The 20,187-nt window shown below is 60.5% G+C and carries 21 protein-coding genes and 1 pseudogene; 12 read left to right on the forward strand and 10 right to left on the reverse strand.

Going from position 1 to position 20,187, the window contains the following annotated elements:
- The first annotated feature begins 42 nt into the window (after positions 1-42).
- On the forward strand, positions 43-660 hold the full coding sequence (locus HCU66_RS01870) for a TetR/AcrR family transcriptional regulator (RefSeq protein ID WP_205886775.1): 618 nt from the start codon (positions 43-45) through the stop codon (positions 658-660).
- Between the two features lie 200 nt (positions 661-860).
- On the opposite strand, the gene HCU66_RS01875 is transcribed toward HCU66_RS01870, so the two are convergent.
- The 3 genes from HCU66_RS01875 to HCU66_RS01885 form a co-directional block, all read right to left on the reverse strand.
- Positions 861-1,658 (reverse strand): phasin family protein, encoded by a 798-nt coding sequence (locus HCU66_RS01875; protein WP_205886776.1) that lies wholly within the window; start codon positions 1,656-1,658, stop codon positions 861-863.
- 10 nt (positions 1,659-1,668) lie between these two features.
- Positions 1,669-2,091, reverse strand: a complete 423-nt coding sequence (locus HCU66_RS01880) for a phasin family protein (RefSeq protein WP_205886777.1) — start codon at positions 2,089-2,091, stop codon at positions 1,669-1,671.
- A 202-nt stretch (positions 2,092-2,293) separates the two neighbouring features.
- Entirely contained in the window at positions 2,294-2,569 is a 276-nt protein-coding gene (locus HCU66_RS01885; RefSeq protein WP_018929158.1) for a polyhydroxyalkanoic acid system family protein, read from the reverse strand.
- Between the two features lie 154 nt (positions 2,570-2,723).
- Between HCU66_RS01885 and ubiE the strand changes: the two genes are divergently transcribed.
- The 11 genes and pseudogenes from ubiE (at position 2,724) to HCU66_RS27450 (ending at position 10,944) form a co-directional block, all read left to right on the forward strand.
- On the forward strand, positions 2,724-3,494 hold the full coding sequence (gene ubiE / locus HCU66_RS01890; protein ID WP_205886779.1) for a bifunctional demethylmenaquinone methyltransferase/2-methoxy-6-polyprenyl-1,4-benzoquinol methylase UbiE: 771 nt from the start codon (positions 2,724-2,726) through the stop codon (positions 3,492-3,494).
- Entirely contained in the window at positions 3,494-4,117 is a 624-nt protein-coding gene (locus HCU66_RS01895; RefSeq protein WP_205886780.1) for a ubiquinone biosynthesis accessory factor UbiJ, read from the forward strand. Before ubiE ends, HCU66_RS01895 begins: the two co-directional genes overlap by 1 nt.
- Positions 4,114-5,718, forward strand: a complete 1,605-nt coding sequence (gene ubiB, locus HCU66_RS01900) for a ubiquinone biosynthesis regulatory protein kinase UbiB (RefSeq protein WP_205886782.1) — start codon at positions 4,114-4,116, stop codon at positions 5,716-5,718. Before HCU66_RS01895 ends, ubiB begins: the two co-directional genes overlap by 4 nt.
- Positions 5,719-5,808: 90 nt before the next feature.
- Positions 5,809-6,210 carry a phosphoribosyl-AMP cyclohydrolase gene (gene hisI / locus HCU66_RS01905; RefSeq protein ID WP_205886783.1) on the forward strand — a complete coding sequence of 134 codons (402 nt, stop codon included), beginning with the start codon at positions 5,809-5,811 and terminating at the stop codon, positions 6,208-6,210.
- Positions 6,203-6,535 carry a phosphoribosyl-ATP diphosphatase gene (locus HCU66_RS01910; RefSeq protein WP_150802271.1) on the forward strand — a complete coding sequence of 111 codons (333 nt, stop codon included), beginning with the start codon at positions 6,203-6,205 and terminating at the stop codon, positions 6,533-6,535. The genes hisI and HCU66_RS01910 overlap by 8 nt, the downstream gene beginning before the upstream one ends.
- Positions 6,536-6,559: 24 nt before the next feature.
- Positions 6,560-6,838, forward strand: coding sequence for a twin-arginine translocase TatA/TatE family subunit (locus tag HCU66_RS01915; RefSeq protein WP_205886785.1), 279 nt, complete (start codon positions 6,560-6,562; stop codon positions 6,836-6,838).
- A 10-nt stretch (positions 6,839-6,848) separates the two neighbouring features.
- The gene (gene tatB / locus HCU66_RS01920) at positions 6,849-7,280 is read left to right on the forward strand and encodes a Sec-independent protein translocase protein TatB (RefSeq protein ID WP_205886786.1); all 432 of its coding nucleotides are present in this window, start codon (positions 6,849-6,851) and stop codon (positions 7,278-7,280) included.
- Positions 7,277-8,071 carry a twin-arginine translocase subunit TatC gene (gene tatC / locus HCU66_RS01925; RefSeq protein WP_241015325.1) on the forward strand — a complete coding sequence of 265 codons (795 nt, stop codon included), beginning with the start codon at positions 7,277-7,279 and terminating at the stop codon, positions 8,069-8,071. The genes tatB and tatC overlap by 4 nt, the downstream gene beginning before the upstream one ends.
- Positions 8,068-8,775, forward strand: a complete 708-nt coding sequence (locus tag HCU66_RS01930; RefSeq protein WP_205886788.1) for a 16S rRNA (uracil(1498)-N(3))-methyltransferase — start codon at positions 8,068-8,070, stop codon at positions 8,773-8,775. The genes tatC and HCU66_RS01930 overlap by 4 nt, the downstream gene beginning before the upstream one ends.
- Positions 8,776-9,027: 252 nt before the next feature.
- Positions 9,028-10,086 (forward strand): annotated as a pseudogene (locus tag HCU66_RS27445) (methyl-accepting chemotaxis protein); the annotation flags it as partial.
- 144 nt (positions 10,087-10,230) lie between these two features.
- Positions 10,231-10,944 carry a methyl-accepting chemotaxis protein gene (locus tag HCU66_RS27450; RefSeq protein WP_420908038.1) on the forward strand — a complete coding sequence of 238 codons (714 nt, stop codon included), beginning with the start codon at positions 10,231-10,233 and terminating at the stop codon, positions 10,942-10,944.
- A 132-nt stretch (positions 10,945-11,076) separates the two neighbouring features.
- Here the strand turns inward: HCU66_RS27450 and HCU66_RS01940 are convergent, their stop codons facing one another.
- The 7 genes from HCU66_RS01940 to pip all read right to left on the reverse strand — a co-directional run bounded on the left by HCU66_RS01940 (position 11,077) and on the right by pip (position 20,111).
- A complete protein-coding gene (locus HCU66_RS01940) occupies positions 11,077-11,811 on the reverse strand; it encodes an ATP-binding cassette domain-containing protein (RefSeq protein ID WP_205886790.1) in 735 nt (244 codons plus the stop codon).
- Positions 11,804-12,763 carry an amino acid ABC transporter permease gene (locus tag HCU66_RS01945; RefSeq protein ID WP_205886792.1) on the reverse strand — a complete coding sequence of 320 codons (960 nt, stop codon included), beginning with the start codon at positions 12,761-12,763 and terminating at the stop codon, positions 11,804-11,806. The genes HCU66_RS01940 and HCU66_RS01945 overlap by 8 nt, the downstream gene beginning before the upstream one ends.
- A 140-nt stretch (positions 12,764-12,903) precedes the next feature.
- On the reverse strand, positions 12,904-13,701 hold the full coding sequence (locus HCU66_RS01950; protein ID WP_205886794.1) for a transporter substrate-binding domain-containing protein: 798 nt from the start codon (positions 13,699-13,701) through the stop codon (positions 12,904-12,906).
- A 315-nt stretch (positions 13,702-14,016) separates the two neighbouring features.
- The gene (gene mdoH / locus HCU66_RS01955; RefSeq protein WP_205886796.1) at positions 14,017-16,587 is read right to left on the reverse strand and encodes a glucans biosynthesis glucosyltransferase MdoH; all 2,571 of its coding nucleotides are present in this window, start codon (positions 16,585-16,587) and stop codon (positions 14,017-14,019) included.
- Positions 16,580-18,385: a glucan biosynthesis protein gene (locus HCU66_RS01960; protein WP_205886798.1), complete on the reverse strand. Its 1,806-nt coding sequence runs from the start codon at positions 18,383-18,385 to the stop codon at positions 16,580-16,582. The genes mdoH and HCU66_RS01960 overlap by 8 nt, the downstream gene beginning before the upstream one ends.
- 320 nt (positions 18,386-18,705) lie before the next feature.
- Positions 18,706-19,143 (reverse strand): D-aminoacyl-tRNA deacylase, encoded by a 438-nt coding sequence (gene dtd / locus HCU66_RS01965; RefSeq protein ID WP_205886800.1) that lies wholly within the window; start codon positions 19,141-19,143, stop codon positions 18,706-18,708.
- Positions 19,140-20,111 carry a prolyl aminopeptidase gene (pip, locus tag HCU66_RS01970; protein ID WP_018929173.1) on the reverse strand — a complete coding sequence of 324 codons (972 nt, stop codon included), beginning with the start codon at positions 20,109-20,111 and terminating at the stop codon, positions 19,140-19,142. Before pip ends, dtd begins: the two co-directional genes overlap by 4 nt.
- Positions 20,112-20,187: the final 76 nt, after the last annotated feature.

Here is a 20,187-nt window from a genome sequence, read left to right on the forward strand (position 1 = left end):
CCGCCAATGGCCGTGGCATGACTCGACCATTAAGAAGACTGGATGAAAACCCGCGACCGGATTCTCGAATGTGCCCTGCAGTTGTTCAATCAAAAGGGTGAACCGAACGTGTCCACCATGGAGGTGGCCAACGAAATGGGCATCAGCCCGGGTAACCTCTACTACCACTTCCACGGCAAGGAACCCCTGATTCTCGGGCTGTTCGAGCGCTTCCAGGCCGAACTGACGCCATTACTCGATCCACCGTCCGACGTGGAGTTGGCGCCCGAAGATTACTGGCTGTTCCTGCATCTGATCGTCGAACGCCTGGCCCACTACCGGTTTCTGTTCCAGGACCTGTCTAACCTTGCCGGCCGCCTGCCGAAACTGGCCAAGGGGATCCGCAACCTGCTCAATGCGCTGAAGCGCACACTGGCTTCATTGCTGGCGCAGTTGAAGGCTCAAGGTCAGTTGGTCAGTGACACCCAGGCACTGGGGCAACTGGTGGAACAAATCACCATGACGTTGCTGTTCTCGCTGGACTATCAACGGATTCTCGACCGTGAGGGTGAAGTGCGACTGGTGGTGTATCAGATCATGATGCTGGTGGCGCCGCACTTGCTGCCACCGATTAAAGTCGCGACCGAGCGGTTGGCGTTGCAGTATCTGGAAGAGCATTAAGATCAAAAGATCGTCCGAACGCTCGGGCCGCTTTCGGACGATCTTTTCAACCCTCAAACAAAAACGCCCGACCTTTGCAGGCCGGGCGTGATCGTTCCCATGCTCCGCGTGGGAATGCAGCCGGTGACGCTCTGCGTCACTGCCGCATTGGACGCGGAGCGTCCGGTGAGGCATTCCCACGCGGAGCGTGGGAACGATCATCAGGACTGACTGGTTGGCGCCGATGGAACCGGTGCGACAGTCGGGGTTACAGCAGGGGTCGGCGCAGCGGCGGAGTTCGCCGGACTGACCGGGGTTGCCGGTTTGGCGGCAGCCACTGCCGGTTTTGGGGCGGCCGCTTTCGGGGCTGCCGGTTTTTTCACTGCCGGCTTCTTCGCAACAACGGGTTTGGCCGCTGCGGTTTTAGCTGCAGGTTTGGCAGCTGGTTTGGCAGCTGGTTTGGCAGCTGGTTTAGCGGCCGCCTTGGCTGCAGGTTTCGCCGCGGCAGTTTTGGCTGCCGGTTTAGCGGCAGCTTTGGCCAACGGTTTGGCAGCACTTTTGGCCGCCGGTTTGGCCGCCGCGGTTTTCGCCGCAACAGGTGCAACCTTGGCGCCGGTGAGTTTTTCGATTTGCTTGGTCAGGGTATCGACCTTGCTGTGCAGTGCCTTGACTTCATTGCGGCTCGGCACACCCAGGCGCGAAATGGCGCTGTTCAGGCGCTTGTCGAAAGCCCCTTCCAGCTCATCCCACTTGCCCAGTGCGCGATCTTTCACACCGCTGATGCGCGATTTGGCCGACGAAGCGGAGTCCTTGGCGGCATCGACTTTCTTTTCGACAGCGCTCTTGGTGAGCTTCTCGGCTTTCTCGCCGTCCTTGACCAATGCATCGAAGAGTTTGCTGCCGTCAGTGTCAATCTTCGAGTACACGCCTAAACCAGCCAGCCAGATCTTGCGGGAGTAGTCTTCGACCTTCCCGATCCACGAGCTGCCTTCTTTTTCAGTATTCTTTTTGCCAGCCATCCCGTTCTCCTTAAGATTTACGCGCGACACGTTCGAGCAATGCCGTCAGCTCATCGAGCTTAGCAGAGAGTGTCTCCACGTCATGTTTAGACGGAATGCCGATACGATTCAAGGCACTTGCGATACGCGTATCGAAAGCCTTCTCGACTTTGTCGAGTTGAAGTTCAACTTTGCCTTTGAAAGTACTCACTTCACTCTTGGCTTCATCGATCTCGGCATTAGCCGCTTCAAGTTTCTCCACAACTACTTTTTTGCCTTTCTTTTCAACAGCTTGACCAGCCTTGATCAACTCTTGAACGTACTCGCTGCCTTCTTGACCGACCTTGGTGTAAGCACCCAGGCCTGCCAGCCAGATCTTGCGGGCATACGATTTGACGTCGCTCAGCGTGTTGGTCTCAACGTCGACTTTTTTCTTCAAAACAACTTTGGCCATGGTGCACCTCACGCGCAGAAGGGTTGAGGAACTGCCCGCGAAAGTGTCGGGCTCAGGCACAAAGTAGTGAGAATAATTAGAAACGGCACCCTAACAAATGACACAAATCGGTGGTGCCTCCGGGAAAAGATCGCAGCCTTCGGCAGCTCCGGATGTACACATTTCGATGTAGGAGCTGCCGAAGGCTGCGATCTTTGGAGAATCACGCGAGGGCTTTGTCGAGGGCTCTTTCAATTTCCGACTTGATGGTGCCGCTCATGGCGGACATCAACAGGCCCAGTTCGACATCGACCCTGATCGAGTCCTCGCCCACATGCACCGCGCCTTTCACACCAGAACGTTTGAGGTTCAGGGTGTCACCGGACCACTGCGGCTCCAGGCCATATTGATCGGACAGCTTCTGCGCCAACTTGTCGGCCTTCTCGCGCGCCGCTTCCTTACCCAGGCCGTGGGCACGCTCAACACTAATATGGGCCATCGAATGACTCCTGCTTTATGAATACTTCCTGAAGCATCTTGACCGTAGCTGCGTCAAAACGCCCCGATTTCTCTCTATCTTACCTTCAGCCTTGCCAAGACAAAGCAGGCCACCGGGATTAGAATGTCGCGCATTCTCTTTTGGTGACAGCGATATGACTGATCAGCGCAAAGGCAGCGATGCCGAACCCACCACTCACTTCGGCTTCAAAAACGTTCCGGAAAGCCAGAAAGCGGAAAAAGTCGCTGAGGTTTTCCACTCGGTAGCCGCCAAGTACGACTTGATGAACGACCTCCTGTCGGGCGGCATGCACCGTCTGTGGAAGCGTTTCGCGATCGAACTGTCGGGCGTGCGCTCCGGCAACCGCGTGCTGGACATCGCCGGCGGCACTGGCGACCTGACCCGCAAATTCTCGCATCTTGTGGGACCTACCGGTCAGGTCGTGTTGGCCGACATCAACGAATCCATGCTCAAGGTCGGTCGTGACCGCCTGCTGGACCTGGGTGTGTCCGGCAACGTCGAGTTCGTCCAGGCCGACGCTGAAAAACTGCCGTTCCCGGACAACCACTTCGACTGCGTGACCATCGCTTTCGGCCTGCGCAACGTGACGCATAAAGAAGACGCCCTGCGCTCGATGCTGCGCGTGCTCAAGCCCGGCGGTCGTCTGCTGGTGCTGGAGTTCTCCAAGCCGACCAACGCCCTGATGTCCAAAGCCTACGACGCCTATTCGTTCGCCTTCATGCCGTTGATGGGCAAGCTGATCACCAATGATTCGGAAAGCTATCGCTACCTGGCCGAATCGATCCGCATGCACCCGAACCAGGAAACCCTGAAGTCGATGATGGTCGAGGCCGGTTTCGACCGCGTGACCTACCACAACATGACCGCAGGCATCGTCGCCCTGCACCGCGGCATCAAGCCCTGATGTTGCTGGCCGGCCTGCTCGCCAGCGTTGAACTCGGTCTGAACCGGGTGCTGCGTCTCGACAGCACGGCGCTGCCGCGGCTGGCGCATTTGAGCGGCAAGGTGATTGCCGTCGACTGCCGCAGCCCGGCGATGCAAGTGTTCATCCTGCCCAGCGATGAAGGCCTGATGCTGGCGTCCCACTGGGAAACCGGTGCCGATTGCACCTTGCGTGGACCGGCCTCAAGCCTGCTGAAACTGGCGACGAGCAAGGACAAGACTTCGGTGCTGCATGCCCCGCAAGTCGAACTCGACGGCGACAGCGGCGTGCTGCTGGAGCTGGCGGCGATCCTTCAGGACCTTGAGCTGGACTGGGAGTACGAACTCTCACGCTGGCTGGGACCGGTGGCCACGCAACTGGTCGGCGGTCACCTGCGCAGCCGCGCACGCTGGTATCAGCAAGGGTTCGCCAGCCTCAACCAGAACCTGGGCGAGTACCTGGCCGAAGAATCGCGCACCCTCGTCGGTCAGCGCGAAGCCGAAGCCCGTTTCAGTGAACTGGACCAGATCAAGCTCGATCTGGAACGACTCGAGGCGCGTTTCGAGCGCCTTTCCCGATCCCTCGACCCAAGCGATAACGCATGAAGCTGCTTGCCGTCCGCCGTTTGTTGCGCATCCAGCGCGTCGTGATCCGCTACCGCCTCGATGACCTGCTGTTCGCCCTGCCGTTGCCCTGGTTTCTGCTGGCGCTGCGCTATGCCTTGCCGTGGCGCTGGTTCCCGCGCAAACCCCTGGACCTGAGCCGTGGCGCGCGATTGCGCCTGGCGTTGCAGGACCTGGGGCCGATTTTCATCAAGTTCGGCCAGATTCTCTCGACGCGCCGCGACCTGCTGCCCGAAGACATCGCCGATGAACTGATGATGTTGCAGGACCGCGTGCCGCCGTTCGACTCGCAAGTGTCGGTCCGGTTGATCGAAGAGCAGCTTGGCAAAAAGATCAGTGAAGTCTTCTCCCGTTTCGACGTCGAACCGCTGGCCTCGGCCTCGGTGGCGCAGGTGCATGCCGCGCAGCTGAAAACCGGTGAAGAAGTGGTGGTCAAGGTGATCCGCCCCGGTCTGAAACCGGTCATTGCCCAGGACCTGGCGTGGCTGTTCATTCTGGCCCGCGCCGCGGAAAAGCTCTCGGCCGACGCCCGTTTGCTGCACCCGGTGGACGTGGTCAGCGACTACGAAAAAACCATCTACGACGAACTCGATCTGCTGCGCGAGGCCGCCAACGCCAGCCAGTTGAAGCGTAACTTCGACGGTTCGCCGCTGCTCTACGTGCCGCAAGTCTATTGGGACTGGTGCCGGCCGAAAGTACTGGTGATGGAGCGCATCTACGGGATTCAGGTCACCGACCTCGCGACCCTGGCCGACCAGCGCACCGACATGAAAATGCTCGCCGAGCGTGGCGTGGAGATCTTCTTCACCCAGGTGTTCCGCGACAGCTTCTTCCACGCCGACATGCACCCCGGCAACATCTTCGTCAGCACCGTGCAGCCCTGGAGCCCGCAGTACATCGCCATCGACTGTGGCATCGTCGGCAGCCTGACCCCGCAAGACCAGGACTATCTGGCGCGCAACCTGTTCGCGTTCTTCAAGCGTGACTACCGGCGTGTCGCGCAGCTGCACATCGATTCGGGCTGGGTGCCGGCGGAAACCAAACTCAACGAATTCGAAGCGGCGATCCGCACGGTGTGCGAGCCAATCTTCGAAAAACCGTTAAAAGATATTTCCTTCGGTCAGGTGCTGATGCGCCTGTTCCAGACCGCCCGCCGCTTCAACATGGAAGTGCAGCCGCAGTTGGTCTTGCTGCAAAAAACCCTGTTGAACATCGAGGGCCTGGGTCGTCAGTTGTACCCGGACCTCGATCTGTGGAACACCGCCCAGCCGTTCCTCGAACGCTGGATGCGCGAGCGCGTCAGCCCCAAAGCCTTGATCGGCAACGTGCAGAGTCAGTTCGAGCAGCTCCCGCACCTGGCCAACATGGCCCGCGACCTGCTCGAGCGCGTGTCCCAACCCCACGCCAACGACCCGACACCCCCGTGGCACAGGCGCAAGGACGATTTGTTCCTGCGCCTGCTCGGTACCGCTCACCTGGCCGGCGGCACGATACTCGCGGCCGGTGGCCCGTTGCACGAACTGGGGCATTGGCCCGCCGGAATCATGGTGGCGGTCGGCCTGTATCTGGTCGTTCGCCGATAGCCAGTCGCGCCACACGCTGGCACACTGTTTCAACGCTGAATTGAACGTTGGCCTCAACTATTGAAGTAGGGTCCGCTGTCGGAGTCGAAGATGAAAAACTGGCTGGACGAGATCAAGTGGGACACCGATGGCCTGGTGCCGGCGATTGCCCAGGATCACAAGACCGGACGCGTCCTGATGATGGCCTGGATGAACCGCGAAGCACTGCAATTGACCGCCGCCGAGAACCGTGCCATTTACTGGTCACGTTCCCGTGGCAAGCTGTGGCGCAAGGGTGAAGAGTCCGGCCACGTGCAAACCCTGCATGAGATGCGCCTGGACTGTGACGCCGACGTGATCATCCTGATGGTCGAGCAAATCGGCGACATCGCCTGCCATACCGGCCGTCAGAGCTGCTTCTACCGTGTCTTCGAGAACGGCGACTGGAAAACCGTCGACCCGGTTCTGAAAGACCCGCACGCCATCTACTCCGCAGGACATACCCATGACTGACACTCTGACCCGTCTGGCCCAGGTGCTGGAAGAGCGCAAAGGCGCCGCCGCCGACAGCTCGTATGTCGCCAGCCTGTACCACAAGGGCTTGAACAAGATTCTGGAAAAAGTCGGCGAAGAGTCGGTCGAAACCATCATTGCCGCCAAGGATGCCGCCATCAGCGGCGACTGCAGCGATGTGATCTACGAGACCGCCGATTTGTGGTTCCACAGCATGGTCATGCTCGCCCAACTGGGGCAGCATCCACAGGCTGTGCTCGATGAACTGGACCGTCGCTTCGGTCTGTCCGGACACGCCGAGAAAGCCTCTCGCCCGTCCGCCTGAACAACTATTAGAGAGGAACGCAGCATGGGCATTTTTGACTGGAAACACTGGGTCGTCATCCTGATTGTCGTGGTGCTGGTGTTCGGCACCAAGAAACTGAAAAACCTCGGCACTGATGTGGGCGAGTCGATCAAGGGCTTTCGCAAGGCCATGAACGACGACGAAAAACCGGCCGACCCGACAGCGACTCCGGCCCAACCGGTTCCGCCAGCCCAGCCACAGGCCACAACGTCGGTGAACCCGCCGCACACCATCGACGTGCAGGCGCAAAAAGTCGAAGAGCCGATCCGCAAAGACTCGTGAGCACTGACTAATGTTTGGTATCAGCTTCTCTGAACTGCTGCTCGTCGGCCTCGTCGCCCTGCTGGTGCTGGGCCCTGAGCGCCTGCCGGGTGCTGCGCGCACCGCCGGCCTGTGGGTCGGGCGGCTGAAGCGCAGCTTCAACGCGATCAAACAGGAAGTTGAACGGGAAATCGGTGCCGACGAGATTCGCCGGCAACTGCACAACGAGCACATTCTGTCCCTGGAGCAGGAGGCGCGGAAGATTTTCACGCCGACTCAGCAGGAGCCAACTCCGGTGGAGCCTGTGGCGACACCGACTATCCATGCGCCAACGGCTGACGCTACGCCAGCGGTTGCATCCGCAGAACCTGCACCGGCGACGCCAGTAGAACCTGTTCCTCCTGCGGCGGCGCCGATGGCTTCCGCCCCTCATGACCCAACATTGCCGCCGCGAGCCCCATGAGCGATCTCCCCGAAAACGACCAGCACATGCCGCTGGTTTCGCACCTCACCGAGTTGCGCACCCGCCTGCTGCGCTGTGTAGCGGCGGTGTTCATCATCTTTGCCGGGTTGTTCGCCTTCACCCAGCAGATCTACACCTTCGTCTCCACGCCGCTGCGCCAGTACCTGCCGGCTGGCGCGACGATGATCGCCACCGACGTGTCGTCGCCGTTCCTGACGCCGCTGAAGCTGACCATGATGGTCTCGCTGTTCCTGGCGATCCCGGTGATCCTGCACCAAATCTGGGGCTTCATCGCGCCAGGCCTGTACAAGCATGAGAAGCGCATCGCAATGCCGTTGCTGGTCTCCAGCATCCTGCTGTTCTACACCGGCATGGCCTTCGCTTATTTCCTGGTGTTCCCGCTGATCTTCAAATTCTTCGCCGCCGCCACCCCGGCCGGCGTGGAAATGATGACCGACATCACCAGCTACCTCGATTTCGTCATGACGCTGTTCTTCGCCTTCGGCGTGGCGTTCGAAATCCCGGTGGCCGTGGTGCTGCTGGTGTGGATCGGCGTAGTCAACGTCGCCTACCTGAAGAAAATTCGCCCGTACGTGATCATCGGCTGCTTCGTGGTCGGCATGATCCTGACCCCTCCGGACATTTTCTCGCAGACGCTGCTGGCCGTACCGATGTGGTTGCTGTTCGAGATCGGCATCCTGTTCGGCAGCCTGATCAGCAAGCGCGGCGAGCATCCGGACGACCAGCCGGCTGACGACCACAACGACCAGCCACCAGCGACTCAAGCGTGAACCTGCTGCTCCTAGAAGAGGCTGACTTCATTGCGGCCGACCGGGCGATCCTGCGCGATCGCCGGTTGACTCATATGCAGGAAGTTCACCGCTGTGAAGTGGGTGACAGCATGCGCGTCGGGCGTATTGGCGGGCTGATGGGTGCAGCCGAAGTACTGCGTCTGGATGCCGACGAAGCCGAGTTGCGCGTCACCCTCGACCAGCCGCCACCGGCCAAGCTGCCATTGACCCTGGTACTGGCCCTGCCACGACCGAAAATGCTCCGTCGGGTGTTCCAGACCGTGGCCGCCATGGGTGTGCCGCGAATCGTGCTGGTGAACAGCTATCGCGTCGAGAAGAGCTTCTGGCAAACCCCGTTCCTGGAACCTGAGGCGATTCGCGAGCAGTTGATTCTGGGTCTTGAACAAGCCAGGGATAGCGTGCTGCCGGAGGTGGTCATCGAGAAGCGCTTCAAACCTTTTGTCGAAGACCACCTGCCGGCGATCACCGAAGGCACACTCGGCCTCGTCGGCCATCCCGGCAATTACCCGCCCTGTCCCCGAGGCCTGGACGAACCGGTGACCCTGGCCATCGGCCCTGAAGGCGGCTGGATTCCCTACGAAATCGACCTGCTGGCCAAGGCCGGCTTGCAGCCGGTGCAGCTTGGCGAGCGCATCCTGCGGGTCGAAACCGCCGTGACCGCGCTGCTTTCGCGCCTGTTCTGACTGCACACTCGTTGTAGCAGCTGGCGCAGCCTGCGTTCGGCTGCGAAGCAGTCGTAAAATCCGGCACAGCGGTCTTTCAGGTTGGTCGTGTGTAACTGTTTAACGACTGCTTCGCAGCCGAACGCAGGCTGCGCCAGCTGCTACAGGGAACGCGTTCACCGTGAGGTCTATGCCCACAACGCCTACAGAATCCCGTCTGCCTGCCGATACAGTCCCCATAAAACCGATTAATGGTCCGAGGGGAGTTGCAGCATGTACCGATGGCTGGCCGAGAAACTGGGGAACGTAAGCGTCAACCGCAAACTGGGTGTCGGCTTCGGTCTGGTGCTGCTTCTGACCTTGTTGATCACCTTCACCGGCTGGACCGGCCTGAGCAGCGTGATCAGCCGTGGCGACACCCTCGGGTTCATTTCCAGCCTCAATGAGCTGACCAAAGACCTGCGCCTGGCCCGTCTGGACTATGTCATGCGCCGTGGCGAACAAGGCCCGGGCGCCGTCAATGAGTTGATCGGCCAACTCGATAGCGGTCTGAAAACCGCTCGCACGCTGATCGAACAACCTGGCGATGTGGTATTGATCGACCAGCAATTGGCCGCCGTCAGCGAGTACAAACGCGCCTTCGCCGACCTGACTCAGGCCACCGCCGCTCGCGAAGACGCTCGCAGCAAACTGGGTGCCACCGCCGATAACGCCGTGGCCCGCGTCGCTGAAGTCGAAAAATCACTGCTGCAAGGCGACAGCGTCGCTCAGTTCAACAGCGTGATCGACTTGAGCAAACTGATCCAGCAAGCGCGTTTTCAGGTGCGCGGCTACACCTACAGCGGCAAGCCCGAGGCCGAGCAGCCGGCGCTGGACGCCATCGACAATGCTCTGAAAAACCTCGAGAGCCTGCCGTCCAGACTGCCGGAACAGCACATCGCCAACCTGCAACAGGCGACCGACTCGCTCAAAGCCTATCGTGCGGCCGTCAGCCAGTTCCGCGACTCCCAGGTCGCCAGCGCCGCCGCCTCCAAACGCATGATCGCCCAAGGCGACATTCTGTTGGACGTCAGCAAAAAGCTCACCACGTCGCAAACCGCCGTGCGTGACGCCGATACGGCGCACGCCAAAAACCTGCTGCTGATGGCCACCGTCCTGGCGTCGGCTTTCGGTTTGTTCGCAGCCTGGGCCATCACCCGCCAGATCGTCATTCCCCTGAGCCAGACCCTCAAAGTGGCCGAGCGTGTCGCCGCGGGTGACCTGAGCCACAACCTGATCTCCGAACGTCAGGACGAACTGGGCCAGCTACAGCGCGCCATGCAGAGCATGACCCTGGGCCTGCGGGAACTGATTGGCGGCATCAGCGATGGCGTCACGCAAATCGCCAGCGCCGCTGAACAACTGTCCGCCGTCACCGAGCAAACCAGCGCCGGGGTCAACAGTCAGAAGGTCGAAACCGATCAGGTGGCCACCGCCATGCACGAAATGACCGCCACCGTGCAGGAAGTCGCGCGCAATGCCGAGGAAGCGTCCGAAGCCGCCGTCGCCGCCGACCAGCAGGCCCGCGAGGGTGACAAGGTGGTCGGCGAGGCCATCGTCCAGATCGAGCGCCTGGCCCTCGAAGTCGGTAACTCCACGGCCGCCATGGGCGATCTGAAGCGCGAGAGCGACAAGATCGGCAGCGTGCTCGACGTGATCAAATCCGTGGCCCAGCAAACCAACCTGCTGGCGCTCAACGCCGCCATCGAAGCCGCCCGCGCCGGTGAGGCCGGGCGTGGTTTTGCGGTAGTCGCCGACGAAGTCCGCAGCCTGGCCCAGCGCACCCAGAAGTCCACCGAAGAAATCGAAGAGCTGATCGTCGGCCTGCAAAGCGGCACTCAGCAAGTCGCGACCATCATGGACAACAGCCGCAGCCTGACCGACAGCAGCGTCGAACTGACCCGCCGTGCCGGTGGCTCATTGGAAAGCATCACCCGCACCGTGTCGGCGATCCAGTCGATGAACCAGCAGATCGCCGCTGCTGCCGAGCAACAGAGCGCGGTGGCCGAAGAGATCAACCGCAGCGTGCTGAACGTACGAGACGTGTCTGAGCAGACCTCGGCTGCGAGTGAAGAGACCGCGGCCTCCAGCGTGGAGCTGGCGCGCCTGGGGACGCATCTGCAGATGCTGGTGGGACGGTTCAAGGTTTAATCGGCCGGGCTGATCGTTCCCACGCTCTGCGTGGGAATGCCGCCCGGGACGCTCTGCGTCCCTTCTCAAGCGTGACGCAGAGCGTCACAGGATGCATTCCCACGCAGAGCGTGGGAACGATCACATCATTGGCTAGAGAACCTGGCGCAAAAACGCCTGCGCCCGCGGATCCTTCGGCGCATCGAAGAACTCGGCCGGCGAGGCGTCTTCCAGCAATTTGCCGTGATCGAAAAACAGCACCCGATCCGCCACTTCCCGGGCGAAGCCCATTTCGTGGGTGACACAGACCATGGTCATGCCTTCCACGGCCAGGGTTTTCATCACATCCAGCACTTCGCCGACCATTTCCGGATCGAGCGCCGACGTCGGCTCATCGAACAGCATGACCTTCGGCTCCATCGCCAATGCCCGGGCGATGGCCACGCGCTGTTGCTGACCGCCTGACAGACGCGACGGAAACTCGAGGGCTTTCTGGGCGATACCAACCTTCTCCAGCAACGCCATGGCCTTGGCCTCGCGCTCCTTCTTGCCACGCTTGCGCACGACCTTCTGGGCCAGACAAAGGTTGTCCAGCACGGTCATGTGCGGGAACAGGTTGAAATGCTGGAACACCATCCCGACTTCGCGGCGGTAGGCGTTGACGTCGGTTTTCGGGTCGGCCAGTTGCAGACCGTCGATGCTCACCGAGCCGGAGTCGAACGTTTCCAGGCCATTCAAGCAGCGCAGAAAGGTCGATTTGCCGGAGCCGGACGGGCCGATCACCACCAGCACTTCGCCTTTCGCCACTTGCGTGGAGACGTTATCCACCGCGCGAACGACATGGCCGCGGGTGTCGTAGACTTTTACCAGATCGCGGACTTCAATCACTTTGCGCGAGCCTCCGCTCAAGCCGGCTGGCGATTTTCGACAGCGGCAGGTTGATCAACAGGTACAACCCGGCCACGCAGAACAGGATTTCGAACGGCGAGAACGAGGTGGTGATGACTTCGCGACCGCTTTTGAGCAGCTCGGTGATGGCAATCACCGACACCAGCGAGGTGTCCTTGACCAGGCTGATGAACTGCCCGGCCAGCGGCGGCAGCACGCGTTTGAACGCTTGCGGCAGCACCACGTGGCGCATCGACTGGCCAGCGCTCAAACCCAGGGAACGCGCCGCTTCATTCTGGCCGCGGGCAATGGACTGCACGCCGGACCGGATGATCTCGGCCACGTAGGCACCGGTGAACAGCGACAGCGCGGCGATCCCGGCGAACTCCCGGGAGAGGTTCATCACGGTGCCGATGAAGAAGTAGAAAATGAAAATCTGCACCAGCAGTGGCGTGCCGCGCACTAGCTCCACGTAGATCGTCGAAAGGTCGCGCAGGGTCGGGTTGTTCGACAGACGGCACAGGCCGGTGGCCAAGCCGATCAGCAGGCCAAGCACGCCAGACACCATGGACAGCCACAATGTGGTCCAGAGCCCCCATAGCAGCGGTCCGGCGGCCCAATGGCGAGTCACACCAATCACGTCACCTTCAGCCACATCATCGCCTTGCGCGACTTGCAGGCTGTTGTCGTCGACCGTCAGATGCTGTTCATCACCGGCATCATTACGCAGGGTGACTTGCGCCTTGTCGCCCTTGCGCACCAGTTCGCTGACGGTGGAGATGTCAGCCGCACGCTGGGACTCTTCGGCGTGGTAGGCGAAGTACTGCGGCACGCGGTTCCAGCGCCATTCGTAGGACATCAGCGAGGTGGCGTAGTACAGCGCGCCGGCCAGGCCGATCAGCACCAGCACGGTCAATACGTGCCAGGGCCATTGGGCTTTTTTCTGTTTCATTAAACGTTTCTCTGATTCGCTCGTTCCCACGCGCAGCAAAGGAATGCATCCAGGGACGCTCTGCGTCACGCTTGCGAAGGAACGCGGAGCGTCCCGGGCGGAATTCCCACGCAGAGCGTGGGAACGATCAAGTAGAGGTGTTATTCCATGTCCTTGAGCCACTCGGTGCTCTTGAACCACTTGTCATGGATGCGATCGTAGGTGCCGTCTTCGTGGATCTGGTGCAAGAAGTTGTTGATGAAGTTGAGGCTGTCGTAGTCGCCCTTCTTCAGGCCGAAGGCCAGAGGCTCATAGGTGAACGGCTTGTCGAGGAACACCAGTTTGCCGTTGCCGACCTTGTTCAGCGCCACGACGTTGTAAGGGGCGTCGTAGATAAAGGCGTCGGCCTTGCCGTTGACCACGTCGAGCACGGCTTCCTGCTCGTTGTCGTAGCCGTGGTACTTGGCTTTGGAGATGAGTTTTTTGGCGACCATCTCGCCGGTAGTGCCGAGCTTGGAGGTGATGCGGTAGTCGGCGGTGTTCAGGTCTTTATAGGACTTGATGGTGCCTTCCAGCTCCTTGCGGATCAGCAGTGTCTGGCCGACCACGATGAAGGGTTCGCTGAAGTTCAGGCGCAGGTTGCGCTCCTGGGTCAGGGTCATGCCGCTGCCGATCATGTCGAACTTGTCGGTCAGCAGGGCCGGAATGATGCCGTCGTAGCCGGTAGAAACCATTTCCAGTTTGACGCCCATGGCCTTGGCCATGGCTTTGAGGATGTCGACTTCGAAGCCGATGATCTCGCCACGCTTGTTGGTCATTTCAAACGGCATGTAGGTCGGGTCCATGCCGACTTTCAACGTGCCGCGCTTGACCGCGTCATCGATGGCACCGGCCTGCGCCGCGTTGACTGCAATCAGTGCCGTGACGCCGACCAGCAGCATCGAAAGATACTTCTTCATCATCAAGTCCCCAAACCATCGCGTTGTGAGGCACGCAAACTGCGGTTTTCCCTTTGGAAACCGGCAGATACGAACAGAAAATTGTCCGGGCGCACCCATTCGGGGACGGATGCTAACGTACTCGGCCGTTTGCACAAGGGGTTGGGCGGGATTTGTTTGATCGCTTGATCGTTCCCACGCTCTGCGTGGGAATGCCTCAACGGACGCTCCGCGTTCGGCTCTGAAGGGGACGCGGAGCGTCCCGGGCTGCATTCCCACGCAGAGCGTGGGGACGATCAACAGCACAAAAAACCCCGCTTTCGCGGGGTTTTTCATTTATGCCAACTGAGGCTGCACGCTCAGCGGCTTGAGCGGCAACAGCGGCGCATGGGGATCGGCATCCACCGATGTGCGCCAGGCTTGCAGCCACTCGGCATGGCCTTCGTTCCAGATCTGCTCATGCAAGCGACCCAGGGCCACCGGATCACTCAGCAGGGCCACGCGTTCGTTGTTGGTCAGCCCGGCAGGGCCGGCCTTCATCGCATGGCGAACCCGCTCGATGCGCAGCCACTCGATCGGCTCGGCCTGACGGTGACGGGACGTCGCCAGCGCGCACGCCAACGCGTTCTGCTGGGGATCGACCACCGAGCGGATGAAACCGTCGTTCAGTGCATGCCAACGGTTTTCGTGGGTGTACTGATCGGTCGCCAGCAACTCCTGTGGCGGCGCGTATTCCTCAGGAATCAGGAACAGGCTTTCGTCACGGGACTTGAGGCCCAGACCCACACGGCTGGAGATCACCGATACCGGGATCGACAGGATCAGCGAACCGACGATCGGCACCAGCCACCAGAGGAAGCTCGGGTTCAGCCAGATCACCAACAGCGCCCAGAAGAAGCCCAGCAAGGTTTGCGGACCGTGGCGCTTGACCGCTTCGCTCCACGGCGTGGAGTCGTCGTCACGTTGCGGCGAGTTCCAGGTCGCGGCCCAGCCGAGGAACGCGGCGAGTACGAAACGGGTATGGAAAATCATCCGCACCGGCGCCAGCAGCATGGAGAACAACATCTCCAGCAGCATCGACAGCGTCACCTTGAACTTGCCACCGAACTCTTTCGCGCCCTTGGCCCAGATCAGGATGATGCTCAGCAACTTCGGCAGGAACAGCAGCACAATGGTCGTCGAGAACAACGCAATGGCCTTGTCCGGGTGCCATTGTGGCCACAACGGATAGAGCTGACGCGGTTCCAGGAAGTACTGCGGCTCCATCAGCGTGTTGGTCGCCAGCAAGGCTGTCGACAGCACGAGGAAGAAGAACCACAACGGCGCCGACAGGTAAGACATCACACCCGTCAGGAACACCGCACGGTGTACCGGGTGCATGCCTTTTACCAGGAACAGGCGGAAGTTCATCAGGTTGCCGTGACACCAGCGACGGTCACGCTTGAGTTCGTCCAGCAGGTTCGGCGGCAATTCTTCATAGCTGCCCGGCAAGTCGTAGGCAATCCACACGCCCCAGCCGGCACGGCGCATCAGCGCGGCTTCAACGAAGTCGTGGGACAGAATCGCACCGGCGAACGCGCCTTTACCAGGCAACGGCGCCAGGGCGCAGTGCTCGATGAACGGCTTCATGCGGATGATCGCGTTGTGGCCCCAGTAGTGGGATTCGCCCAACTGCCAGAAGTGCAGACCGGCGGTGAACAGCGGACCATACACACGCGTGGCGAACTGCTGCATACGTGCATAAAGCGTGTCCATGCCCGACGCACGCGGCGCGGTCTGGATGATCCCGGCGTCCGGCGTGGCTTCCATCAGGCGTACCAGACTGCTCAGGCATTCGCCGCTCATCACGCTGTCGGCGTCGAGCACGACCATGTACTTGTAGTCACCGCCCCAACGACGGCAGAAGTCGTCGAGGTTGCCGCTTTTACGTTTTACGCGGCGGCGACGACGGCGGTAGAAGATCTTGCCGAAACCCTTGGCTTCGCGGCAAACGTCCAGCCAGGCCTGCTGTTCGGCGACGCAGATGTCGGCGTCGTTACTGTCGCTGAGCACGAAAAAGTCGAAGCGATCGAGGTTACCCGAGGCTGCAACCGACTCGAAGGTCGCCCGCAAACCGGCGAACACCCGCGGCACGTCTTCGTTGCAGATCGGCATCACCAATGCGGTGCGTGCGTCCTTGGCGATCGGCTCGTTGCCGGCGCTGGCGCCGGAAATGCGGTACTTGTCACGGCCGGTGATCAACTCGAGGAAGCCCATCAGCGCGGTCCAGAAACCGGCCGACACCCAGCAGAACAGAATTCCGAACAGAATCAGGATGCTGGTTTGCAATGCATAAGGCAGCACCTGGGCCGCGGTTTGCAGCAGCGGCTGGTGCAGGACCTCTTCAAGATCGACGAACGACCAGCCTTGGTACGGCATGATGCCCTTCATGTACCAGCCGGCGACGATGGTCTGACCGAGCATCAGCACCAGCAGAATGTAACGGCGGATCGAACCGACGGTGCGCCAGCGAGCCGCCGGCAGCACGTTCTCGTCTTTGGGCGGTTTCGGCGGATTGGTGCGACCGGTCAGCCGGCGCCAGCCACGCACCAGAATATTGGTGCGCCATGGCTCCGGCACGACTTTGGTCCGACGGATCGGCGGGGTTGCCTTGAGGCAAACCCGACCACTGGCATCGAGCCCCAGCATTTGCGCGTCCGCCAGTTCTTCGGCGGTGTTCAGGGTCAGGCGCCGCCCGACCGACGCCTGGGCGGCCTCGGTCGGTGCGTCGAACGTCGAGGACGACAGACGTTCGTGCAGTTCACTGAAAGACTTGCAGCCCGCGAGTTCCGCGCGCTGCTCGTCGCTCATCGGCAAATGCGCCAGGTACTCGGCAAGCGTTTGTGGCTGTACGTGTGAATTACTCATCGGCGGGCAACTGATAGCTCCAGGTCTCGGTCAGGACTTGTTCAGTCGGTGCCGATTCCGGTGTGACTGGGGCCGCTTCGGCAGCGACAGGCTGCTTGGCGTCTTTGTTGTCCTTGTCCTTGGTGTCCTTGACTTGCTGGGCGTGTGCTTCAGCTTGTTTGGCTTCCTTGTCCTTCTTCTCCTGCTGTTTGGCGGCGATCTTGTCGGCCTTGGCAACGGAAGAACTGGACGCTGGCGCCGCGTTCTTGAGCGCCTCGACTGGCGTGATGGTCTTGACCAGGGCCGCACGCATCTCGGTGGACTTGTTCGGATCCTTGATCTTCATCCGCAGGGTCAGGCGCCAGCCCTTGGTTTCAGGGTTATAACGGACGCTGTTCTCGACCAGTTCCGCGTTGTCGCCAACGCTCACCTGGCTGCGCACTTCGGCATTTTCCGGCAAGTCTTGCAGGGACGGGCCTTGGAAATCCACCAGGTAGGCCACGCTGCCGTCCGGCTGACGAATCAGGTTCGACTGCTTCACGTCACCGGTGGAACGCAGGGTCTGCTGGACCCAGGCGCTGTCCGGCGAATGCAGGGAAGCTTCGTCGATGGTCCAGTGCATGCGATAGGCAACGTCCAGGGACTGGCCAGGCTCCGGCAGTTTTTCCGGGCTCCAGAAAGCCACGATATTGTCGTTGGTTTCGTCGGCGGTAGGAATCTCCACCAGATCGACGGAGCCCTTGCCCCAGTCGCCTTTGGGCTCGATCCAGGCACTTGGGCGCTTGTCGTAGCGGTCGTCGAGGTCTTCGTAGTGGCTGAAGTCACGACCACGCTGCAGCAAGCCGAAACCGCGCGGGTTCTCGATCGAGAAGTTGCTCACGGCCAGGTGTTTCGGGTTGTTCAGCGGACGCCAGATCCATTCGCCGTTGCCGGCATGGATCGACAGACCGTTGGAGTCGTGCAGTTCGCGACGGTAGTTCAGCACTTTCGACGGTTGGTTGGCGCCGAACAGGAACATGCTGGTCAGCGGTGCAACGCCGAGTTTGGTGACCTTGTCGCGCAGGAACATCCTGGCCTTGACGTCGACGACCGTGTCGCTGCCCGGACGCAGGGTCAGGCGATAGGCGCCGGTGGCGCGTGGCGAATCCAGCAGGGCAAAGATCACCAGATGCTTGTCGCCCGGTTTCGGCTGTTGAATCCAGAACTCGGTGAAACGCGGGAACTCTTCGCCGGACGGCAAGGCGGTATCGATGGCCATGCCGCGAGCGGACAAGCCATAGGTGTGCCCCTTGCCGATGACGCGGAAGTAGCTCGCGCCCAGCATGGTCATGATTTCGTCTTGTTTGTCGGCCTTGTTGATCGGGTACAGCACACGGAAACCGGCATAACCCAGCTGTTCGGTGGCTTTAGGATCGAACTTCACGTCGCCAAAATCGAAACGACTGGGGTCGTATTTGATTTCCTGGACGGTATTGGCCGTGATTTCGTTGATTTTCACCGGCGTATCGAAGTGCATGCCCTGGTGATAGAACGACAGCTTGAACGGGGTTTTCTGGTTCGCCCATTCGGCTTTTTCGGTGAGGAAGCGAATTTTTTGATAATCCGCGAATTTCATCTCACGAAATTCGTTCGGCAGGTTACTGCGTGGGGCTTCGTACTTCTGCCCGGCCAGCTCTTTTGCCTTGACCGATACGTCATCCAGATTGAATGCCCAAAGCTGGCCGGCGCTGAACAGGCAGAGCAGTGCAGAGCCCGCTACCAGTGCGTTTCGAAACCGTTTGGCAGACAATTTTGGTGCATTACAGGGACTAACAATCACGAGCAACCCTCGCCGAAAACAGATCAAAAAACCAACGGCCAGTTAAAGTGCCAGCACGGTGAGCGGTGGAAAAAACCGACCCTGCGAGCCACTCTTGCCAAGTTGGCGAGCATTGTTCCGACTCCCATGGGGCAAAATGATTCCCCAACAGGTCCCGGACAAGTCTCTACCTAAGTCAAAATGGACCAACGAACGCTGATCCCCGTAGCGCGCGATTATCTAGTAGGCCGCGTTACAACGCATCAGGGGCAAGCAAGTATTTATCGGGAAAAGCACCTGTTTTCAGCCGAAACGCCCTTAAAAAGAAGTTTCAAGCGCTTTCACGTCTGTAACAGGAAGGTTACCGGGCCATCATTGACCAGGTGCACCTGCATATCCGCGCCGAATCTACCTGATGCCACAGTGCCATGCACCTGTTTCGCGTTGCCCAATAGATAGTCGAAAAGCGCCTCGCCCAAGGCCGGAGGGGCCGCCGTCGAAAAACTCGGACGCAACCCGTTTTTGGTATCGGCGGCCAGGGTGAACTGCGAGACCAGCAACAACCCGCCGCCCACGTCCGCCAGGGACAGATTCATCTTGCCCTCGGCGTCACTGAATACTCGATAGTTAAGCAGCTTATGCAGAAGTTTGTCGGCGCTGGCCTGCGTGTCATCGGGCTCGACCGCCACCAGCACCAGCAACCCCTGATCTATCGCGCCAACCACCTCTCCCGCGACCTCGACTCGCGCGCCACGCACGCGCTGCAGCAGGCCCTTCATGCTTCGTCAGGCGACAGGTCGAGCAGGCGACGGGCCATCTGATCGGCGGCGCGTACCAATGCATCGGTGATCCCCGGCTCGGACGCTGCATGGCCGGCGTCGCGAATCACCTGCAGTTCGCTGTTCGGCCAGGCCTGATGCAGTTCCCAGGCGTTGTCCAGCGGGCAGATCACGTCATAGCGACCATGGACGATGACGCCGGGCAAATGGGCGATCTTGCCCATGTCGCGGATCAGTTGATTCGGCTCGAGGAAAGCATTGTTGGTGAAGTAGTGGCATTCGATGCGGGCGATGGACAACGCACGCTGGGGTTCGGAGAAGCGATCGACCACCAGCGGGTTCGGACGCAGGGTCGCGGTGCGGCCTTCCCAGATGGACCAGGCCTTGGCCGCATGCATCTGGGCGATCTGGTCGTTGCCGACCAGGCGTTTATGAAACGCCGTGAGCAAGTCGTCGCGCTCGTCCAGCGGGATTGGCGCAATGTAGTCCTGCCAGTAATCGGGAAACAGACGACTGGCGCCACACTGGTAGAACCACTCGATTTCCTGGGGGCGGCAGAGAAAAATCCCGCGCAGAATCAGACCGTGCACACGTTCCGGATGGGTTTGTGCGTAAGCCAGGGCCAGGGTCGACCCCCAGGAACCGCCAAACAGCACCCATTTGTCGATGCCCAGGTGTTTGCGAATCCGCTCGAGGTCGGCGACCAGATCCCAGGTGGTGTTGTTCTCAAGGCTGGCGTGGGGGGTGGAGCGACCGCAACCGCGCTGGTCGAAGGTGACAATGCGATACAGGTTCGGATCGAAATACCGGCGGCTCTGCGCATCACACCCGGCGCCGGGGCCGCCGTGGATGAACACTACCGGCAAACCTTCCGGTGAACCGCTTTCGTCGACATACAGCGTGTGAGTTTTATCGACGGCCAGATCGTGCCGGGCGTGGGGTTTGATCTGCGGGTACAAAGTCTGCATTGCGCGCTCCGTAAGGGGTCGAGGTCATCCCTGTGGGGACTTCTATTATTCTGCCGTCCGGCATCATAAACCCGAA

This window comes from Pseudomonas frederiksbergensis (assembly GCF_017114915.1).
GTDB lineage: Bacteria > Pseudomonadota > Gammaproteobacteria > Pseudomonadales > Pseudomonadaceae > Aquipseudomonas > Aquipseudomonas frederiksbergensis_I.

Excerpts from the sequence above, each read along its gene's own strand:
- HCU66_RS01870 (WP_205886775.1), top strand. The coding sequence starts at position 43 with ATGAAAACCCGCGACCGGATTCTCGAATGTGCCCTGCAGTTGTTCAAT.
- HCU66_RS01875 (WP_205886776.1), bottom strand. The coding sequence starts at position 1,658 with ATGGCTGGCAAAAAGAATACTGAAAAAGAAGGCAGCTCGTGGATCGGG.
- HCU66_RS01880 (WP_205886777.1), bottom strand. The coding sequence starts at position 2,091 with ATGGCCAAAGTTGTTTTGAAGAAAAAAGTCGACGTTGAGACCAACACG.
- HCU66_RS01885 (WP_018929158.1), bottom strand. The coding sequence starts at position 2,569 with ATGGCCCATATTAGTGTTGAGCGTGCCCACGGCCTGGGTAAGGAAGCG.
- ubiE (WP_205886779.1), top strand. The coding sequence starts at position 2,724 with ATGACTGATCAGCGCAAAGGCAGCGATGCCGAACCCACCACTCACTTC.
- HCU66_RS01895 (WP_205886780.1), top strand. The coding sequence starts at position 3,494 with ATGTTGCTGGCCGGCCTGCTCGCCAGCGTTGAACTCGGTCTGAACCGG.
- ubiB (WP_205886782.1), top strand. The coding sequence starts at position 4,114 with ATGAAGCTGCTTGCCGTCCGCCGTTTGTTGCGCATCCAGCGCGTCGTG.
- hisI (WP_205886783.1), top strand. The coding sequence starts at position 5,809 with ATGAAAAACTGGCTGGACGAGATCAAGTGGGACACCGATGGCCTGGTG.
- HCU66_RS01910 (WP_150802271.1), top strand. The coding sequence starts at position 6,203 with ATGACTGACACTCTGACCCGTCTGGCCCAGGTGCTGGAAGAGCGCAAA.
- HCU66_RS01915 (WP_205886785.1), top strand. The coding sequence starts at position 6,560 with ATGGGCATTTTTGACTGGAAACACTGGGTCGTCATCCTGATTGTCGTG.
- tatB (WP_205886786.1), top strand. The coding sequence starts at position 6,849 with ATGTTTGGTATCAGCTTCTCTGAACTGCTGCTCGTCGGCCTCGTCGCC.
- tatC (WP_241015325.1), top strand. The coding sequence starts at position 7,277 with ATGAGCGATCTCCCCGAAAACGACCAGCACATGCCGCTGGTTTCGCAC.
- HCU66_RS27450 (WP_420908038.1), top strand. The coding sequence starts at position 10,231 with ATGCACGAAATGACCGCCACCGTGCAGGAAGTCGCGCGCAATGCCGAG.
- HCU66_RS01945 (WP_205886792.1), bottom strand. The coding sequence starts at position 12,763 with ATGAAACAGAAAAAAGCCCAATGGCCCTGGCACGTATTGACCGTGCTG.
- HCU66_RS01950 (WP_205886794.1), bottom strand. The coding sequence starts at position 13,701 with ATGAAGAAGTATCTTTCGATGCTGCTGGTCGGCGTCACGGCACTGATT.
- mdoH (WP_205886796.1), bottom strand. The coding sequence starts at position 16,587 with ATGAGTAATTCACACGTACAGCCACAAACGCTTGCCGAGTACCTGGCG.
- dtd (WP_205886800.1), bottom strand. The coding sequence starts at position 19,143 with ATGAAGGGCCTGCTGCAGCGCGTGCGTGGCGCGCGAGTCGAGGTCGCG.
- pip (WP_018929173.1), bottom strand. The coding sequence starts at position 20,111 with ATGCAGACTTTGTACCCGCAGATCAAACCCCACGCCCGGCACGATCTG.